Raw genomic sequence first — 14,737 nt, 5'->3', positions numbered from 1 at the left:
CGAGCTCGAGTTGCCCCCTTGCACCTTGCGGTGCCTATCTGCCCAGGAGCCTTGTTATGGATCACGAATATCTGCCCGCCCGCCTGACGGTCGCCGCCCTGGTGCACTGGCAGGGACGCTTCTTGCTGGTCGAGGAGGCGATCCACGGTGAGCGGCGCTTCAACCAGCCCGCCGGTCATCTGGAAGCGGGGGAGACCCTGATTGAGGCGGCCCGGCGCGAGCTCAAAGAGGAGACGGGGCTCGAGGCCCAGCCCAATGCCTGGCTCGGCAACTACCTGTTCAAACCCGCCGACAGCGAGGCCACCTTCCTGCGCACCGCCCTGGTGTTCGACCTTCACAGCGATCCGGGCCAGCATCAGCCCGCCGATCCCGATGGGGACGTGCTCGCCTGCCACTGGTTTACCCTGGCCGAGATAGCCGAGCGCAGAGCCGCCTTGCGCAGCCCCCTGGTCTGGCAATGCATCCAGGATTACCTGGCTGGCACCCGGCTGCCCCTGTGCGCCCTGCAAGCCTTCATCCATGGCAAGCCCCAGGCGGGCGTCTGACGAACAACCCCCGCCACGGGAGAGCCAGGCCCGCCCCTGCCGCCAATTCGGGACAAACGATTTCGCCGCCCCCCGCTCAACCCGGGATCATGATTTGTATATGTGACCGAGGGCGCGAAATGCTGTTAGAATACGCCCCGTTTAAACGAACTGGTAACGACACTCAATGACAGATAACAGCCAAATCAAGGTGATCGTCGGCATGTCCGGCGGTGTGGACTCTTCCGTCTCGGCCTACCTGCTGCAACAGCAGGGTTACCAGGTCGAAGGCTTGTTCATGAAGAACTGGGAAGAAGACGACACGGACGAGTATTGCTCTGCCTCCCAGGATTTGGCTGATGCCCAGGCAGTCTGCGACAAGCTGGGCATGCACCTGCACACCATCAACTTCGCCGCCGAGTACTGGGACAATGTGTTCGAACATTTCCTCGAGGAGTACAAGGCGGGGCGTACCCCGAACCCGGACATCCTCTGCAACAAGGAGATCAAGTTCAAGGCGTTCCTGGAGTTTGCCGCCGAAGAGCTGGGTGCCACCTACATCGCCACCGGCCACTATGTGCGCCGGGATGACAGCACAGGTCGCCCGCGCCTGCTGCGCGGCCTGGATAGCAACAAGGATCAGAGCTACTTCCTCTACACCCTGAGCGAAGCCCAGGTGGGTCAGAGCCTGTTCCCGGTCGGCAATCTGGAAAAACCCGAGGTGCGCCGCATCGCCGAGCAGCTCGAGCTCATCACCGCCAAGAAGAAAGACTCCACCGGCATCTGCTTCATCGGCGAGCGCAAGTTCAAGGACTTCCTGGCCAAGTTCCTGCCCGCCCAGCCAGGTCCTATCGAAACCGTGGATGGCAAGGTGATCGGCACCCACCAGGGCTTGATGTATCACACCCTGGGTCAGCGTAAAGGATTGGGCATTGGCGGCATGAAGGATGCCGGGGAAGATGCATGGTATGTGGTCGACAAAGAGGTCGAGCGCAACACCCTGATCGTTGCCCAGGGGGATCACCCCCGCCTCTATTCGGATGGCCTCATCGCCAGCCAGCTGCACTGGGTGGATCGTACCCCCATTCGTGCGCCGCTGCGCTGCACCGTCAAGACCCGCTACCGCCAGCAGGATATCCCCTGCCTCATCCAGCCCATGGATGACGAGACCATTCGGGTCATCTTCGACGAGAAACAGGCTGCGGTGACCCCGGGCCAGTCGGCGGTCTTCTACGACGGAGAGAATTGCCTGGGCGGCGGCATCATCGAGCAGCGTTTCAACCATTCGGTGTGAATGAATCACGAGGGCCGCGCACATGCGCGGCCCTCGTCAGTAACCTGGCACTGTGCTGCAGTCAGCCGGTGCGCACGAACAGATCAAGACCGTGACCATATGCACAATACATTTCAAGGCAGGATCATGGTCTGCGGCGGCATCAGCCGGTGAATGAACAAAACAGGGCCGTGAATGTATGAGCGATAAATTTCAAGACAGAACCATGGCCTTTGCCGGCATCTGCCAGGCGGCCTATCTGGTGCAGAAAGTGGCCCGTGACGGCAGCTGCGACGAGGCCGCCCTGCGCGAGAGCCTGCAAAGCGTGCTGGTCACTAATCCCAAGCAGCCCCTGGAAGTGTTTGGCAGCCACCTCGCCATTCGCGATGGCTACCGCGCCCTGGTCGAGCAACTCGGCGCCGATGGCAGCCAGAAGAATGCCGAGCTGACCCGCTATGTGGTCAGCCTGATCGCCCTGGAGCGCAAGCTGGCCAAGCGCAAAGATATCCTCAGCATGCTGGGGGAGCGCATCAGCCAGATTGGTCGCCAGCAACAGCATTTCGATCTGCTCGACGAGCAGATCCTGGCCAACATGGCGAGCATCTACAGCGATCTCATCAGCCCGATAGGGCCCCGTATCCAGGTCGCTGGCACGCCGCTGTTCCTGCAACAGCCGCTGGTACAACACAAGGTGCGCGCCCTGCTGCTCGCCGGCATCCGCGCCGCCGTACTCTGGCGCCAGCTTGGCGGCAGCCGTACCCAGATCATCTTCGCTCGCAAGAAGATGGTGGAACTGGCCAAACGATTTTAATCCCCCACACATCAGGAGTTCACCCCATGGAGTTGTCAGCGCTGACTGCTGTATCCCCGATCGATGGTCGCTACGGTGACAAGGCCGCCGCCTTGCGCCCTATCTTCTCCGAATTCGGTCTGCTGCGTTTTCGCGTCGAGGTAGAGGTGCGCTGGTTGCAGAAACTGGCCAGCCACGCCGGGATCCCGGAAGTCCCGACCCTGAGTGCCCAGGCCAATGCCGCGCTCGATGCCATAGTCCACGGCTTTAGCGAGGCGGATGCGGCTCGCATCAAAGCCATTGAGCGCACCACCAACCATGATGTGAAGGCCGTTGAGTACTTCCTCAAGGAGAAGGTGGAAGTGAACCCTGAGCTGGCGGCTGTCAGCGAATTCATTCACTTCGCCTGCACCTCGGAAGACATCAACAACAACTCCCACGGCCTGATGCTCAAGGCCGCCCGCGAAGAGGTGATCAAACCCTATTGCGAGCAGTTGATCAGTGAAATCAAGCGTCTGGCCCATGAGTATCGCGACATGCCGCTGCTGTCACGTACCCACGGTCAACCGGCAACCCCGAGCACCATGGGCAAGGAGATGGCCAACGTCGCCTATCGCCTGGAGCGTCAGTACAAGCAGATCATGGCGGTCGAACTGCTCGGCAAGATCAACGGTGCGGTCGGTAACTACAACGCCCACATATCTGCCTACCCGGAAGTGAACTGGCACCAGTTCGCCGAGGAGTTCGTCACCTCTCTCGGTCTGTCCTGGAACCCCTATACCACCCAGATCGAGCCCCACGACTACATCGCCGAGCTGTTCGATGCCATGGCCCGATTCAACACCATCCTCATCGATTTCGACCGGGATGTGTGGGGTTACATCTCCCTGGGTCACTTCAAGCAGCGCACCATCGCCGGCGAGATTGGCTCCTCCACCATGCCCCACAAGGTCAACCCCATCGACTTCGAGAACTCCGAAGGCAATCTGGGTCTGGCCAATGCGGTATTCCAGCACCTGGCGAGCAAACTGCCCATCTCCCGCTGGCAGCGAGATCTCACCGATTCGACCGTGCTGCGCAACCTCGGCGTGGCAGTGGGTTACTCCCTGATTGCCTATCAGGCGACCCTGAAGGGCATCTCCAAGCTGGAAGCCAACGCCGCCGCCATGGCCGCCGATCTGGATGCCAACTGGGAAGTGCTGGCCGAGCCCATCCAGACCGTGATGCGCCGCTACGGTATCGAGAAGCCCTACGAGAAGCTCAAAGAGTTGACCCGTGGCCGCCGCGTCGATGCCGAGGGCATGCGCACCTTTATCGACACCCTGGCACTGCCCGAGCACGTCAAGGTGGAGCTCAAGAAGCTGACCCCGGCCAACTATATTGGCGCCGCCAAGCAGCTGGTTGATGAGCTGAAGTAAGTACCCGCTTGCCAACAGGGGCCCGCCGGGCCCCTGTTGTTTTGGCATGGCATTGCGCACTGGCAACACCGTCATGCAACGCCGGGCGGATGTCCCGATAAGCGCAGCCGCTGCCCTTATCAAGACCTCTGTCTGACCACTTTTATTAGGTATGAGAAGCCCATGTACGAACTCAATCTGGATATCGCTCACTTCCTCGAACATCATTGGCAGAAGCGCCCCCTGCTTATCAAGGGCGGCTTCACGCAGTTTCAGGATCCCATCAGCCCCGATGAACTGGCCGGGCTGGCCATGGAGAAAGAGATAGAGTCGCGCCTCGTCACCTGCAAAGATGACCAGTGGACCGCCGAGCACGGCCCCTTCGAAGATTACGATCAGCTGGGCGAACGTGACTGGACCCTGCTTATCCAGGCCTGCAACCATTGGGCTCCCGAGGTCCATGAACTGGCGGTGCCCTTCCAGTTCATCCCGGGCTGGCGTTTCGACGACGTCATGGTGAGTTTCTCCACCCCGGGGGGCGGCGTCGGTCCCCACATCGATCAGTACGATGTCTTCATCACCCAGGGGGTCGGCAAGCGCCACTGGCGGGTGGGGGATGCCCAGCAGATCACCGAGTACGCCGCGCACCGCGCCCTGCGTCACTGCGGGCCCTTCGAGGCGATCATCGATGTGGAGATGGAACCCGGCGACATCCTCTATATTCCGCCCGGATTCCCCCATGAGGGCTACGCCATCGAGCCCTCCATGAACTTCTCGGTGGGGTTCCGCGCCCCGGATGCCCGGGATCTGCTCACCTCTTTTGCCGATCACCTGATCGACAACGAGATCCGCACCGAGCGCTATGCCGACCCGGATCTCAAACCCTGCCGCCACCATGGCGAGATCCAGCAGCACGAGCTGCACCGCCTGCGCGAGCTTATGCAGCAGGCTCTGGATGACGAAACCCTGTTCAAGGAGTGGTTCGGCGCCACCATCTCCGAGGCCAAGCACGATCTGGATGTCATGCCTCTGCCTCAGGACGACGCCCCGGATTACAGCAGCGATGAGGTGGCCGATCTGCTGACCCAGGGCCAGCCTGCGGTGCGGGTGCCTGGTCTGCGCTGCGTCTGGTTTAGCGACGACAACCAGACCTGCTACATCGATGGCGAGGCCTGGACCCTGGGCGAACCCGATGGCGCCGCCCTCAAGCTGCTGTGCGATCGCGATCTGGTGACCCAGTCCGACATGGTGGATCTCGCGGATCAGGCCGGCTTCCTGCACCTGTTCACCCGCCTGGTCAATCGCGGTTACTGGTTCTTCGACTGAGCCGCGAACCGAACAGACAAAAAAGGCGCCTGATGGCGCCTTTTTGATGGGGAACTGTGGCTGACTGCTCGCCAGGCATCACTCTTCGTCAGCACTCTCTTCGGGGATCTCGTCGAACAAGGGGTGGTAGAGCACCTCTCCTTGCAGATTGGTCAGGCCACCCGCCTGCAGCTCCATGGCCATGAAGTGCTCGCTTGGCACCTCATAGCAGCAGTGCAGACCGAATTCACTGGCGGGACGAAACCCGAAACGAGCGTAGTAGGCGGGATCGCCCAGCACCACCACCGCCTTCCAGTCCATCTCCAGCGCCGTATCCAGCCCCTCGCGGATCAGCTCCGAGCCGATGCCCTGCCCCTGCCAGTCCGGGTGCACGGCAACCGGTGCCAGGCCAAGCCAGGGCCCTTCCAGACCATTGATGGTCACCGGGCTGAGCAGCAGGTGGCCCATGAATTCATAGTCCTCCTCTTCCACCTGGGTCACCACGGCAGCGCCGCATTCACGCAGGCGGTTGACCAGGTCGGCCTCATCGGTGCGGCCAAAGGCGGCACTCACCAACTCATAGACGGGTAACATGTCGCCGGGGCGCTCGGTTCTCAGCATTAAGACAGACTCCTGATACAACTTGCCGCCATTATTCCACAGAAATCCCGCCGGGCCGGAACACCTTTGACCAGAAATGGGAGCTTTCCCCCAGGAAAACGTGACAGAGCCCGCCCCATCCCTGGGGGTCATCCCGCCTCTCCCCCTGCCCGAACACAGCCTCAAGGGGCACCAGGATTATCTCCCCGGACACCGCGCCCCAAGCGCCAGTGCCGCACGACGCAATCGGGACGCTCGACCAGAGGCGCCATCCCCAGATCGCTCATGCCCAGTTTGGCCATCACCCGGCCAGAGGCCAGGTTGCCCGCCATGTGGCAGCCGTTGATCTCGGGTAAGTGAGCGCTCGCAAAGGCAAAGTCTCGCACCAGTATCGCCGCCCTGGTCGCGATGCCGAGCCCTTGCCAGAGCACACCGACCCACCAGGCCAGGGAGCCCTGGCAACTCAGGGACACAGTGCCCACAGGTGCCGCCTCCGTTTTCCCCTCCAGCCAGATGGCCCAGCTCCATGCCTGTCCCAGCCTTTGCTTGCGCCCGCAAAGCTGGAGCCAATCGCTGGCAGCCCCCTCGGGATAGGGGTGGGGAATATTGAGGGTATAACGGGCAATGGCCGCATCCTGGCAGTAAGCCGCTATCCAGGATGCATCCCTCGCCACCAGAGGACGCAGGCAGATGGCGCCGGCTAGCCGCGCCCCTCGCCGGGACTGAGATGCCTCTTCTGGAGAGAGGGCCGGCTCTCGCAGCCAGGGCAGCGTCAGGCGCCTTGCCAGCAGGCGCGTCAAGGCGGGGCCCAGCCCCTGAGCGAGGGACAGGGAGTGATCTGCACCACTGGGCCCCAGGGTCAGCAAGCCCTGCTCCTTGGCCAGTACCAGCAAGGCCGAGGAGGCGCTCAGCAAGATCTGCCGATCTTTGGCCCCACTCGCACGCGCCGGGCCCCCCGCAGGCGCCAGCCAGTCAGCCAGCAGCGCGGACGCATCGAGCCGCCCATCCGGGCGGAATGCACTCTCCTGCTCCCAGGCGCCACCGCAGCATGCATTGTTATCTCCTCGCCGCCCCAGCAACCACCAGCTGTGCCCGGCGCGCTGCCAGGCGCTCACGTCAGGGAGCCAGTGAGCCTGGAGCAAATCCCTGTCGATCAGCAGGCCCATGGCACCCGGTCTCTCCACCTGAGCAGACCAGGCCCCTGAGTCATCAAAGGGGTGAGTGATCACTGCTGTCAGGGGGCCAATCTGTCTATCTGCCAACGCTCCCCTGCTCGCTGATAGAGGAAGCGATCGTGCAGCCGGTGCTCCCCCCCCTGCCAGAACTCGACGCTGTCGATCACCACCCGGTAGCCGCCCCAGAAGCTGGGCAGCGGCACCTCGCCATTGGCGAATTTCTGCTTCAACTCCATGAACTTGGACTCCAGCACGCCACGGGCGCTGATACGGGAGGACTGCTGCGAGACCCAGGCCGCAATCTGGCTATCCTTGGGTCTGCTGTGGAAATAGCGCATCACCTCCAAGGTGCTCAGCTTCTCTACGCGCCCTGTGACATGCACCTGGCGGTCCAGCATATGCCAGGGGAAGAGCAGGCTGATGCAGGGGTTGCCCGCCAGTTGCAGCGCCTTGCGACTGCCCATGTTGGTGTAGAACAGCATGCCTGCCGCATCATAGTGTTTGAGCAACACGGTGCGCTGCCAGGGCTGGCCGCTGGCATCGACGGTGGCGACCACCATGGCGGTGGGATCCGACAGCTTGGCTTCGCAGGCCTGCCCCAGCCACTTCTCGAACAGCGCCAGGGGCTCGACAGGCAAATCGGCTCTGTGCAGGCCACCCTTGCTGTATTCACGGCGCAGATCAGCAACATCCATCATCTTGTTTTTCCTTCTTTATTTTTCCATGACCGCGCAAGACGCCAAGGCTCTGTACCTGCCTCGGGGCTGTCATGTCCTGGTTGGCATTGTGCGACTAGCCCGGCCTTGCGACAAGCCTCAACTGCGAAGGGAGGCCATAGCCCCCCTCCCTTTTTCCCATCTGCATCCTGCGAGGCCTGGCGCGCTATCTTGCTCCCTCATCCCGTGGGCAGTGCGTCACTATCTGGCGATTATATGCTGCGGCAAAGTCAGTCAACGCCTGCTGTTGCGCCTCCTCCCCAGGCCTCACCAGATCCCCCAGGCCCTCCAGATAGCGCATGCCACAGCGCCCCTTGACCGCCCCCTGCTGCTCGGCCGCAATGCCCGGCGCCATCTGGCCACGACCAGCCCGGATGATCACCCGGTGATCGCCGCGAGCCAGATGCTCACTGAGGGCCTGCGCCACGCCAGGAATCTCAACGGCGGCCCTGGTGCCGGCCTGGGGGCTGGCATCGGCCTGGCAGCCAGCCAGCAGCAAGAGTCCCAGAGCCAACAAGGCCCTCATCTGTCACCCCGACGTCGCATGGCACCACCCAGCGCGAGCAACAACAAGCTCCAGAGGCTCAGGCTGCCGCCACCACCGCCTCCGCTGGAGTCATCAGTGGGCACTGTTGGTGCCGGACTGACCGTGCCTATGGTGCTGCCACTGCCGGTCAGGCTCAATCTGGGGCTCAGGGCGAAGAAGATATTGCCATTGCAACTCAGCTTCAGTCGCCCCTGGCTGGTGACGGGCAGGGTCGGCAGCGTCAGGGAGGCGTTGCCACTGTTCGGGATGGCGCTGGCCAGCGGACTCCAGGCATGGCCATCATTGGCGCTCAAGGCCACATCGACCCTGGCACAAGAGATGGGGGCCGCCTGGCTGCCCGCCACCTGCCAGCGAATGGCCAGCGCTTGTCCCTCGCTCAGGGTGCCACTCAACGGGGAGGTCAGTGTGAAAGGGGATCCCGTATCGACCACCTGTACCTGCATCTCGTCACTGCCCACCCCGCCCTTGCCATCACGGGCCGTCAGGCGAAAATTCAGGGTGCGGTTGGTGGTCGGCCACGACTCTCCCTTGGCGAGGATGCCACTTTGCAATGCACTCAGGCTGGGCAACAGTCGCTGACTCGAGGTGCCGGGCGCCACAAAGGGAAAGATGGGCCTGCTGCCATCATCGACCATGGTCGCCAGACTGGTGGAGGCGGCGCCGCGATCGAGCTGCTCCCAGTTGTAACTCAGGCTGTCGCCATCGAGATCCGAGCCACCCCCATTGAGCAAGAAAGGGGTATTGGCCGGGATCACATAGTCATTGCCCGCCGCGACCTGAGGCGCATTGTTGCTGAGCGCCTCCCGGATGCCGCAACTCTGGTAGAACCCTATGTGCTCGCGCATCTGCTCGATGGACTTGCTGTGGAAATACGGCAGGCTGCCATCTTGCAGATCCTCCTCGCCGCACAAACCGGCGTAGCCCATGATGGAGCTGCCGCTGCCGGGCTCCCAGGCCTGCGCTGCGATACGACTGCCGCTGCCGCAGTCCCCGCTGGTGCCATTGAAGGTGTGATCGGCCCCCAGCTGATGGCCGAGTTCATGGGCCACGTAATCGATGAAGAAGGCATCCCCCACCGGAGCACTCGAGCCGGTCATCCCCTGGGATTTCAGATTGGCGACGCACAGGCTGCCCAACACGGCCAGCCCCCCTCCCCCGGTGTTGAGCACGTGACCTATATCAAAGGGGGTCGCCCCAAGGGCCGTCGCCTGCACGCTCTGATTCTTGGCCATGTCACTGCTGTCGTTGCTGAACGGGTCAGTGGCGGGGTCGGTGTAGATGACGAGATCGTTGTTGGCGACCAATTGGAAGTTCACGCCGAGATCCCGCTGATAGACCTCGTTGACCCGGTTGAGCAGGGTGGCGATGGCTGCCAGTGCACCGGCCTTGGTCCCCGTGTGATACTGGGTGTACTCGCCCGATGCCGAGATGGCGATGACGTAGCGCCGACGCTCGTTGCCACTCACCAGCACGGCCCGGGCGGCGGCGAGGGGCTGACCCAGCACCTCGTCAGCCTGCTGCTCGAGGGGACTCAGGGCATCGCGCTGGTCGTAGACCACATAACCCAGCCCATTCCTCAGGGGATCGACGAAGATGAGCCGACCCTGATAGTGAAACATGCCGTGAAAACCCAGGGGCCCCAGCTCGAAACGGCCGGTATCCCGCTCATCCTGCAGGCTCTGGCCGCTGAAAGTGAGGATCCCTGGATACTTGGCCGCCAAAGCGGCAGGCAACAGATCGTTGAGCGTCAATATGAAACCAACCTCTCCCCCCTCGGGCAGAGGCAGCACCAGGGTGCGCGCACCATCGGCCAGTGCCGTCAGCTGCGCACTGGCATCATCGACCTGGCGAAAGGCCCGCGCCCGCACCGCTAGCCCAGCCTCTTCCTGGCCCCTGGCGGCCAGGGTGCGCCAGTGTGGTGCGGGTTCTGCCTGAACCTGACTGGCCATCAGGGGGATCAATAGCAGGAGTGTTCGCATCGACATCATCTGGATATCCTTATCGTCCGGGCCACTCAGGGCCATCATGGCTTGCTACGCGAATGAGTATGGTGACCTCTCGGTGTGTTGACCGCCCCTGTCCCCATCAATTACGGGATCATGGCCGTTTATGGCGTCACCAGCAAGGGAAAGCGCGAGCGCTGCGGTTGCGCCAATCTGGTCTAACCCCTATCATTGCGCGGATTTCATCGGCCAAGGTTAATCTCATGCTCAAATCCCCACTGTTACCCCGTTTCGGGGATCTGGTTGATGCCATTCTTGACGACGTACTGACGCAGGGTCTCACCCTGGACCGTGCCTACGCCCGTCATTTTTCCGGCATCGAACTCAAACCCCAAGAACAGGCAAGGATTGCCCTGGTCACCGGCGATCTGCTGCGTCGCCTCAGCCTCTACTGCAACCTGTCCGGCATTCAGGTGCGTCAAGCCGCCAAGAACGTCTGGCCGCTGCTGCACAGCTGGCATGCGTTCCACAAGATTGATATGCCCAACCACCCCAGTCTGGATCGCTTCAACGAAGAAGCGTTTCGTCGCCGTCTGACCGAAGCCAAGAAAAACCCTGTGCTGATGGATGGCTGCCCCAGCTGGCTGGAAAAGCTCGGTGCCGAGCAACTTGGCGACGCCTGGCCTGCCGAACGGGCCGCCCTGGCCTGGATGCCCAAGCGCTACCTGCGCGTCAACAGCCTCAAGTGCACCAAGGCGCAGCTGCAAGCCCAACTCAACAAAGAGCATGTGAGCACCATCCCCGTTGAGGGTGTCGACAGCGCCCTGCAGGTCACCTCCGACTCAGCCCTGTTCCGCACCAAGGCCTTTGCCGATGGCTGGTTCGAACAGCAGGATGCCGGCTCCCAGCTGGTTGCGGCCGCCCTCGACGTCAAACCGGGTATGAAGGTGATCGATGCCTGCGCCGGTGCCGGTGGCAAGACGCTGCACATCTCCGCCCTGATGGAGGGCAAGGGCCGCCTGCTCGCCATGGACGTGGAAGAGTGGAAGCTGGAAAACCTCAAGCAGCGTGCCCGCCGCGCCGGTGCCCACAACGTGGAGACCCGCGTCATCACCAGCAGCAAGACCGTCAAACGCCTCAAAGAGAGTGCAGACCGTGTGCTGCTGGACGTACCCTGCTCGGGCCTGGGCGTACTCAAGCGCAATCCGGATGCCAAGTGGCGCGACACCGCCGAGCGTCTGCCGATCCTGATGGCACTGCAAGAAGAGATATTGCAGCGCTACAGCCAGATGACCAAGATAGGTGGCATTCTGGTCTATGCAACCTGCTCCATACTGCCCTCCGAGAACCGTCAGCAGATAGACAAGTTCCTGGCCGCCAACGAGCACTTCCGCCTGCTGGACGATCATAATGTCAGCCCGAGCCAGACCGGCTTCGATGGCTTCTATATGGCTCGTCTGGAGCGTATTTCCTAAAGGGAAATGCAGGGCATCATTGCCCATGAAAGAGGGGAGCCAATGGCTCCCCTCTTTGTATTTCGCAACCGGTAACAGCGCTTATTCGGCGGCGTCTTCCGACTTGTACTTGGCGGCGGTCTCTTTGACCAGGGTCTGCAGTTCCCCTGCCTGGAACATCTCAATCATGATGTCGCAGCCACCGACCAGCTCACCATCGACCCACAGCTGGGGGAAGGTCGGCCAGTTGGCAAACTTGGGCAGCTCGGCGCGGATGTCCGGGTTCTGCAAGATGTCCACATAAGCGAAGGGTTCGCCACAAGACATCATGGCCTGGGAGGCCTGGGCAGAGAAACCGCAGCTCGGAAGCTTGGGGGATCCCTTCATGTAGAGAATGATGGGGTTCTCGGCCAGCTGCTGTTTAATCTTTTCAATAGTTTCCATAGGTGCCTCACTAGAGCGATTTCGCCGATCATTCTACTGCAAAGTCCGCCGACCACAAACCGGCAAACCGAAAACGCGTCATTTACACCCGACTCAATACGCGGCAACTTGATCCCTGTCATGGCGAGAATCAAGAGTTGTGAGCCCATCTTTGATGCTGTTACAATCATTCGGCCCATTGGGCGCCCGTCCGGCAACCTCAGGACGTTCGCCCAGTCACGTAAAATAATGCTTTTCGCCCAAGAAAAGCCTATGCAATGTCTTGCAACCGTCGCTTTCGCACGGCCAGCCAATGGAGAGTAGAAAATGGCTTTCGAACTTCCCGCTCTGCCCTACGCAATCAATGCTCTGGAACCGCACATCTCCCAGGAAACCCTGGAATATCACCACGGCAAGCACCACAACACCTATGTGGTCAACTTGAACAACCTGGTGCCGGGTACCGAGTTTGAAGGCAAGTCCCTGGAAGAGATCATCAAGACCTCCACCGGCGGCATCTTCAACAACGCCGCCCAGATCTGGAACCACACCTTCTACTGGCACTGCCTCTCCCCGAATGGCGGCAATGAGCCGACTGGCGCCCTGGCCGATGCCATCACCAAGCAATTCGGCTCCTTCGCCGAGTTCAAGGATGCCTTCACCAAGTCTGCCATCGGCAACTTTGGTTCTAGCTGGACCTGGTTGGTGAAAAAAGCCGACGGCACCCTGGCCATCGTCAACACCTCCAACGCCGGTTGCCCGCTGACCGAAGCCGGTACCACGCCGCTGTTGACCGTCGACCTGTGGGAGCACGCCTACTACATCGATTTCCGCAACATGCGTCCCAAGTACATGGAAACCTTCTGGACCCTGGTCAACTGGGAATTCGTGGCCAAGAACCTGGCTGCCTAATCCGCCGCTTCTTGCCAAAACACCCCGCACTGCGGGGTGTTTTTTTATCCGCGCTGGCCAAGCGATCAAAATGAGAGAGGCGCCCATGGGNNTGTGTATCTGTTACTGGTCTATCTCGTCCAGATACTCATCCAGATTACCCTCGTCCTGACGGCCGGTCTGGGGTCTGGCCCCATCGCCAAACGGCACATTGCGCCCCTCTATCTTGCTCTGATCGTACTGCAGGTAGAGGCCCTTGGTGAAGGCGTAAGGGTCGAGGGAGTTATCGACCACCCGCTCCTGATCGATAAGCTTGGATCGGGTACCGACCCCATCCAGCGCCCAGTGCACCACTCTCATCGGGAAGGTCAGCAGCGCATAGGGGAAGTAGAGGGTATCTATGGTGTCGCCAATCAGATCCCGGGTGGTGGTTGGCCCATACACGGGGAACATCAAGTAACCTCCTTCGCCAATGTCGGCACGGCCGATGAGGGTGCTCATCTCCAGCATGTTGCGCTCCAGCCCCACATGCTTGGCCACGTCGAAGATGCCGAACAGACCCAGGGTGGTATTGAGGGTGAATCGACCCAGATTGTTGCCGGCACCAGGCAGATCGCCGCTGATCAGGTGGTTGACCATGCTGCTCGGCTCGTCGAAGTTGTTGACGAAGTTGTCTACCCCCTCCTTGACGCTGTCCGGCACATAATCGGCATAGCTGTGAATGACGGGGCGGGCGACATAGGGTTCGAGCACATCAAAGTTGACCGCCCACATGGCGCGGTTCACCCCCTGGAAGGGATCCTGGGGATCGCTGGCGGTACTGACCGCCTCGGGGGCATTGTGATTACTGAGCCCGACATCCAGACTCGCGGGTCCCGGTTTGGGTGGGCCGCCAGCACAACCACCGAGTAGCAATGCCAGTCCCCATGCACCTAAACGCACTTGCATACTGATTTACCTTGAGAAAGTCACTTGAACTGTTTGATTATTATAAGCGGCTCGGCCCCAGAGGGGCCGAGTAAAGATGACTATTAGAGGGCGCGATCGATACGGATGTCAATCGGCACTGTCGGAATTGTCGCTGTTGATACCGTTGTCGATACCCCTTCGAAGGCCCCCTCCTTGTTCATGACGTTGCCACCGGCAGAGAGCCTCGCCTTGAATTGCAGCTCGGGGTTCACTTCAAGCTTGCTGCCCTCGATCATCGCGTCCCCATCACCGAGAGAGAGGGTGACGGGCAACTTGGGATCCCGGATCCGCTTGACAGCGATCGGCATGGGCGGGCCATTGGGGACCACGGCAAACACGAAGAGGTGAGGATCATCTGGCATCTGAATACCTGGCGCCAGGGTGATGTGAATGGGGAACTCACCCGCCTTCACCGCCAGGCTAACCTCCCCTTGCGGGTCGCCACTGGCCGCACTCGGAGCAAGCTGGCCACCACTCTTGGCCAGTTGCTGCTCCGCGTACTCGATGGAGCGCTCTATCATCTGATAGCGGCTCGACCCCTTCTCCATCAATGGCAACATCGCCTGCCAACGGCTGAGGGCCGTCTTGAAGTCCTCTTTTTGCAGCGCCATGAAGGCATAGGTGGAGCGCGCCTCCAGATCCTGGGGATCCCTGGCGATGGCCTGCTGAAGCAGCGCGTCGGCTTTCACCTCATCACCGTTCATCATCAGCGCCTGGGCATAGGGTACCG

The 14,737-nt window shown here is 61.4% G+C and carries 15 protein-coding genes; 7 read left to right on the top strand and 8 right to left on the bottom strand.

The features are described 5' to 3' along the window. Positions 1 to 56: 56 nt before the first annotated feature. The 5 genes from BN1130_RS00090 (at position 57) to BN1130_RS00070 (ending at position 5,310) form a co-directional block, all read left to right on the top strand. Positions 57 to 545 (top strand): NUDIX hydrolase, encoded by a 489-nt coding sequence (locus BN1130_RS00090; protein WP_042039502.1) that lies wholly within the window; start codon positions 57 to 59, stop codon positions 543 to 545. A 166-nt stretch (positions 546 to 711) separates the two neighbouring features. After that, positions 712 to 1,818, top strand: a complete 1,107-nt coding sequence (mnmA, locus tag BN1130_RS00085; RefSeq protein ID WP_042039501.1) for a tRNA 2-thiouridine(34) synthase MnmA — start codon at positions 712 to 714, stop codon at positions 1,816 to 1,818. A 178-nt stretch (positions 1,819 to 1,996) separates the two neighbouring features. Further along, positions 1,997 to 2,608: a high frequency lysogenization protein HflD gene (hflD, locus tag BN1130_RS00080; protein ID WP_042039499.1), complete on the top strand. Its 612-nt coding sequence runs from the start codon at positions 1,997 to 1,999 to the stop codon at positions 2,606 to 2,608. 26 nt (positions 2,609 to 2,634) lie between these two features. Next, the gene (gene purB, locus BN1130_RS00075; RefSeq protein WP_042039498.1) at positions 2,635 to 4,005 is read left to right on the top strand and encodes an adenylosuccinate lyase; all 1,371 of its coding nucleotides are present in this window, start codon (positions 2,635 to 2,637) and stop codon (positions 4,003 to 4,005) included. 162 nt (positions 4,006 to 4,167) lie between these two features. Then, the gene (locus BN1130_RS00070) at positions 4,168 to 5,310 is read left to right on the top strand and encodes a ribosomal protein uL16 3-hydroxylase (RefSeq protein WP_042039497.1); all 1,143 of its coding nucleotides are present in this window, start codon (positions 4,168 to 4,170) and stop codon (positions 5,308 to 5,310) included. A 78-nt stretch (positions 5,311 to 5,388) separates the two neighbouring features. Here the strand turns inward: BN1130_RS00070 and BN1130_RS00065 are convergent, their stop codons facing one another. The 5 genes from BN1130_RS00065 to BN1130_RS00045 all read right to left on the bottom strand — a co-directional run bounded on the left by BN1130_RS00065 (position 5,389) and on the right by BN1130_RS00045 (position 10,306). Continuing rightward, the gene (locus BN1130_RS00065) at positions 5,389 to 5,910 is read right to left on the bottom strand and encodes a GNAT family N-acetyltransferase (protein WP_042039495.1); all 522 of its coding nucleotides are present in this window, start codon (positions 5,908 to 5,910) and stop codon (positions 5,389 to 5,391) included. Between the two features lie 161 nt (positions 5,911 to 6,071). After that, positions 6,072 to 7,055 carry a GNAT family N-acetyltransferase gene (locus BN1130_RS00060; protein ID WP_052448150.1) on the bottom strand — a complete coding sequence of 328 codons (984 nt, stop codon included), beginning with the start codon at positions 7,053 to 7,055 and terminating at the stop codon, positions 6,072 to 6,074. A gap of 68 nt (positions 7,056 to 7,123) precedes the next feature. After that, positions 7,124 to 7,762: a pyridoxamine 5'-phosphate oxidase gene (gene pdxH / locus BN1130_RS00055; protein ID WP_157013822.1), complete on the bottom strand. Its 639-nt coding sequence runs from the start codon at positions 7,760 to 7,762 to the stop codon at positions 7,124 to 7,126. A 184-nt stretch (positions 7,763 to 7,946) separates the two neighbouring features. Further along, positions 7,947 to 8,306 (bottom strand): hypothetical protein, encoded by a 360-nt coding sequence (locus BN1130_RS00050; protein ID WP_042039494.1) that lies wholly within the window; start codon positions 8,304 to 8,306, stop codon positions 7,947 to 7,949. Further along, entirely contained in the window at positions 8,303 to 10,306 is a 2,004-nt protein-coding gene (locus tag BN1130_RS00045) for a reprolysin-like metallopeptidase (protein ID WP_370736589.1), read from the bottom strand. The genes BN1130_RS00050 and BN1130_RS00045 overlap by 4 nt, the downstream gene beginning before the upstream one ends. A 227-nt stretch (positions 10,307 to 10,533) precedes the next feature. Between BN1130_RS00045 and BN1130_RS00040 the strand changes: the two genes are divergently transcribed. Then, on the top strand, positions 10,534 to 11,745 hold the full coding sequence (locus tag BN1130_RS00040; RefSeq protein ID WP_042039493.1) for an RsmB/NOP family class I SAM-dependent RNA methyltransferase: 1,212 nt from the start codon (positions 10,534 to 10,536) through the stop codon (positions 11,743 to 11,745). Positions 11,746 to 11,826: 81 nt separating this feature from the next. On the opposite strand, the gene BN1130_RS00035 is transcribed toward BN1130_RS00040, so the two are convergent. Next, entirely contained in the window at positions 11,827 to 12,168 is a 342-nt protein-coding gene (locus tag BN1130_RS00035) for a Grx4 family monothiol glutaredoxin (RefSeq protein WP_042039492.1), read from the bottom strand. 306 nt (positions 12,169 to 12,474) lie between these two features. Here BN1130_RS00035 and sodB point away from each other — a divergent pair, with 306 nt between their 5' ends. After that, positions 12,475 to 13,059 carry a superoxide dismutase [Fe] gene (gene sodB, locus BN1130_RS00030; protein ID WP_042039491.1) on the top strand — a complete coding sequence of 195 codons (585 nt, stop codon included), beginning with the start codon at positions 12,475 to 12,477 and terminating at the stop codon, positions 13,057 to 13,059. Positions 13,060 to 13,161: 102 nt separating this feature from the next. Here sodB and BN1130_RS00025 read toward each other — a convergent pair whose 3' ends face one another. Both BN1130_RS00025 and BN1130_RS22800 read right to left on the bottom strand, forming a co-directional pair. Continuing rightward, entirely contained in the window at positions 13,162 to 13,986 is an 825-nt protein-coding gene (locus tag BN1130_RS00025; RefSeq protein WP_042039490.1) for an MlaA family lipoprotein, read from the bottom strand. An 83-nt stretch (positions 13,987 to 14,069) separates the two neighbouring features. Next, positions 14,070 to 14,737 (bottom strand): tetratricopeptide repeat protein (locus tag BN1130_RS22800; protein ID WP_042039489.1); only part of this gene is annotated, 668 nt, incomplete at its 5' end.

This window comes from Aeromonas rivuli (genome assembly GCF_000820045.1).
In the GTDB taxonomy this organism is placed as follows: domain Bacteria; phylum Pseudomonadota; class Gammaproteobacteria; order Enterobacterales; family Aeromonadaceae; genus Aeromonas; species Aeromonas rivuli.
Note: the sequence above shows the minus strand (reverse complement) of the source record. Positions and strands in the feature narration are given on the sequence as shown.

Coding starts and splice junctions, on each gene's coding strand:
- sodB (WP_042039491.1), top strand. CDS start 12,475: ATGGCTTTCGAACTTCCCGCTCTGCCCTACGCAATCAATGCTCTGGAA.
- BN1130_RS00025 (WP_042039490.1), bottom strand. CDS start 13,986: ATGCAAGTGCGTTTAGGTGCATGGGGACTGGCATTGCTACTCGGTGGT.
- mnmA (WP_042039501.1), top strand. CDS start 712: ATGACAGATAACAGCCAAATCAAGGTGATCGTCGGCATGTCCGGCGGT.
- BN1130_RS00070 (WP_042039497.1), top strand. CDS start 4,168: ATGTACGAACTCAATCTGGATATCGCTCACTTCCTCGAACATCATTGG.
- hflD (WP_042039499.1), top strand. CDS start 1,997: ATGAGCGATAAATTTCAAGACAGAACCATGGCCTTTGCCGGCATCTGC.
- purB (WP_042039498.1), top strand. CDS start 2,635: ATGGAGTTGTCAGCGCTGACTGCTGTATCCCCGATCGATGGTCGCTAC.
- pdxH (WP_157013822.1), bottom strand. CDS start 7,762: ATGATGGATGTTGCTGATCTGCGCCGTGAATACAGCAAGGGTGGCCTG.
- BN1130_RS00065 (WP_042039495.1), bottom strand. CDS start 5,910: ATGCTGAGAACCGAGCGCCCCGGCGACATGTTACCCGTCTATGAGTTG.
- BN1130_RS00045 (WP_370736589.1), bottom strand. CDS start 10,306: ATGCGAACACTCCTGCTATTGATCCCCCTGATGGCCAGTCAGGTTCAG.
- BN1130_RS00090 (WP_042039502.1), top strand. CDS start 57: ATGGATCACGAATATCTGCCCGCCCGCCTGACGGTCGCCGCCCTGGTG.
- BN1130_RS00050 (WP_042039494.1), bottom strand. CDS start 8,306: ATGAGGGCCTTGTTGGCTCTGGGACTCTTGCTGCTGGCTGGCTGCCAG.
- BN1130_RS00035 (WP_042039492.1), bottom strand. CDS start 12,168: ATGGAAACTATTGAAAAGATTAAACAGCAGCTGGCCGAGAACCCCATC.
- BN1130_RS00040 (WP_042039493.1), top strand. CDS start 10,534: ATGCTCAAATCCCCACTGTTACCCCGTTTCGGGGATCTGGTTGATGCC.
- BN1130_RS00060 (WP_052448150.1), bottom strand. CDS start 7,055: ATGGGCCTGCTGATCGACAGGGATTTGCTCCAGGCTCACTGGCTCCCT.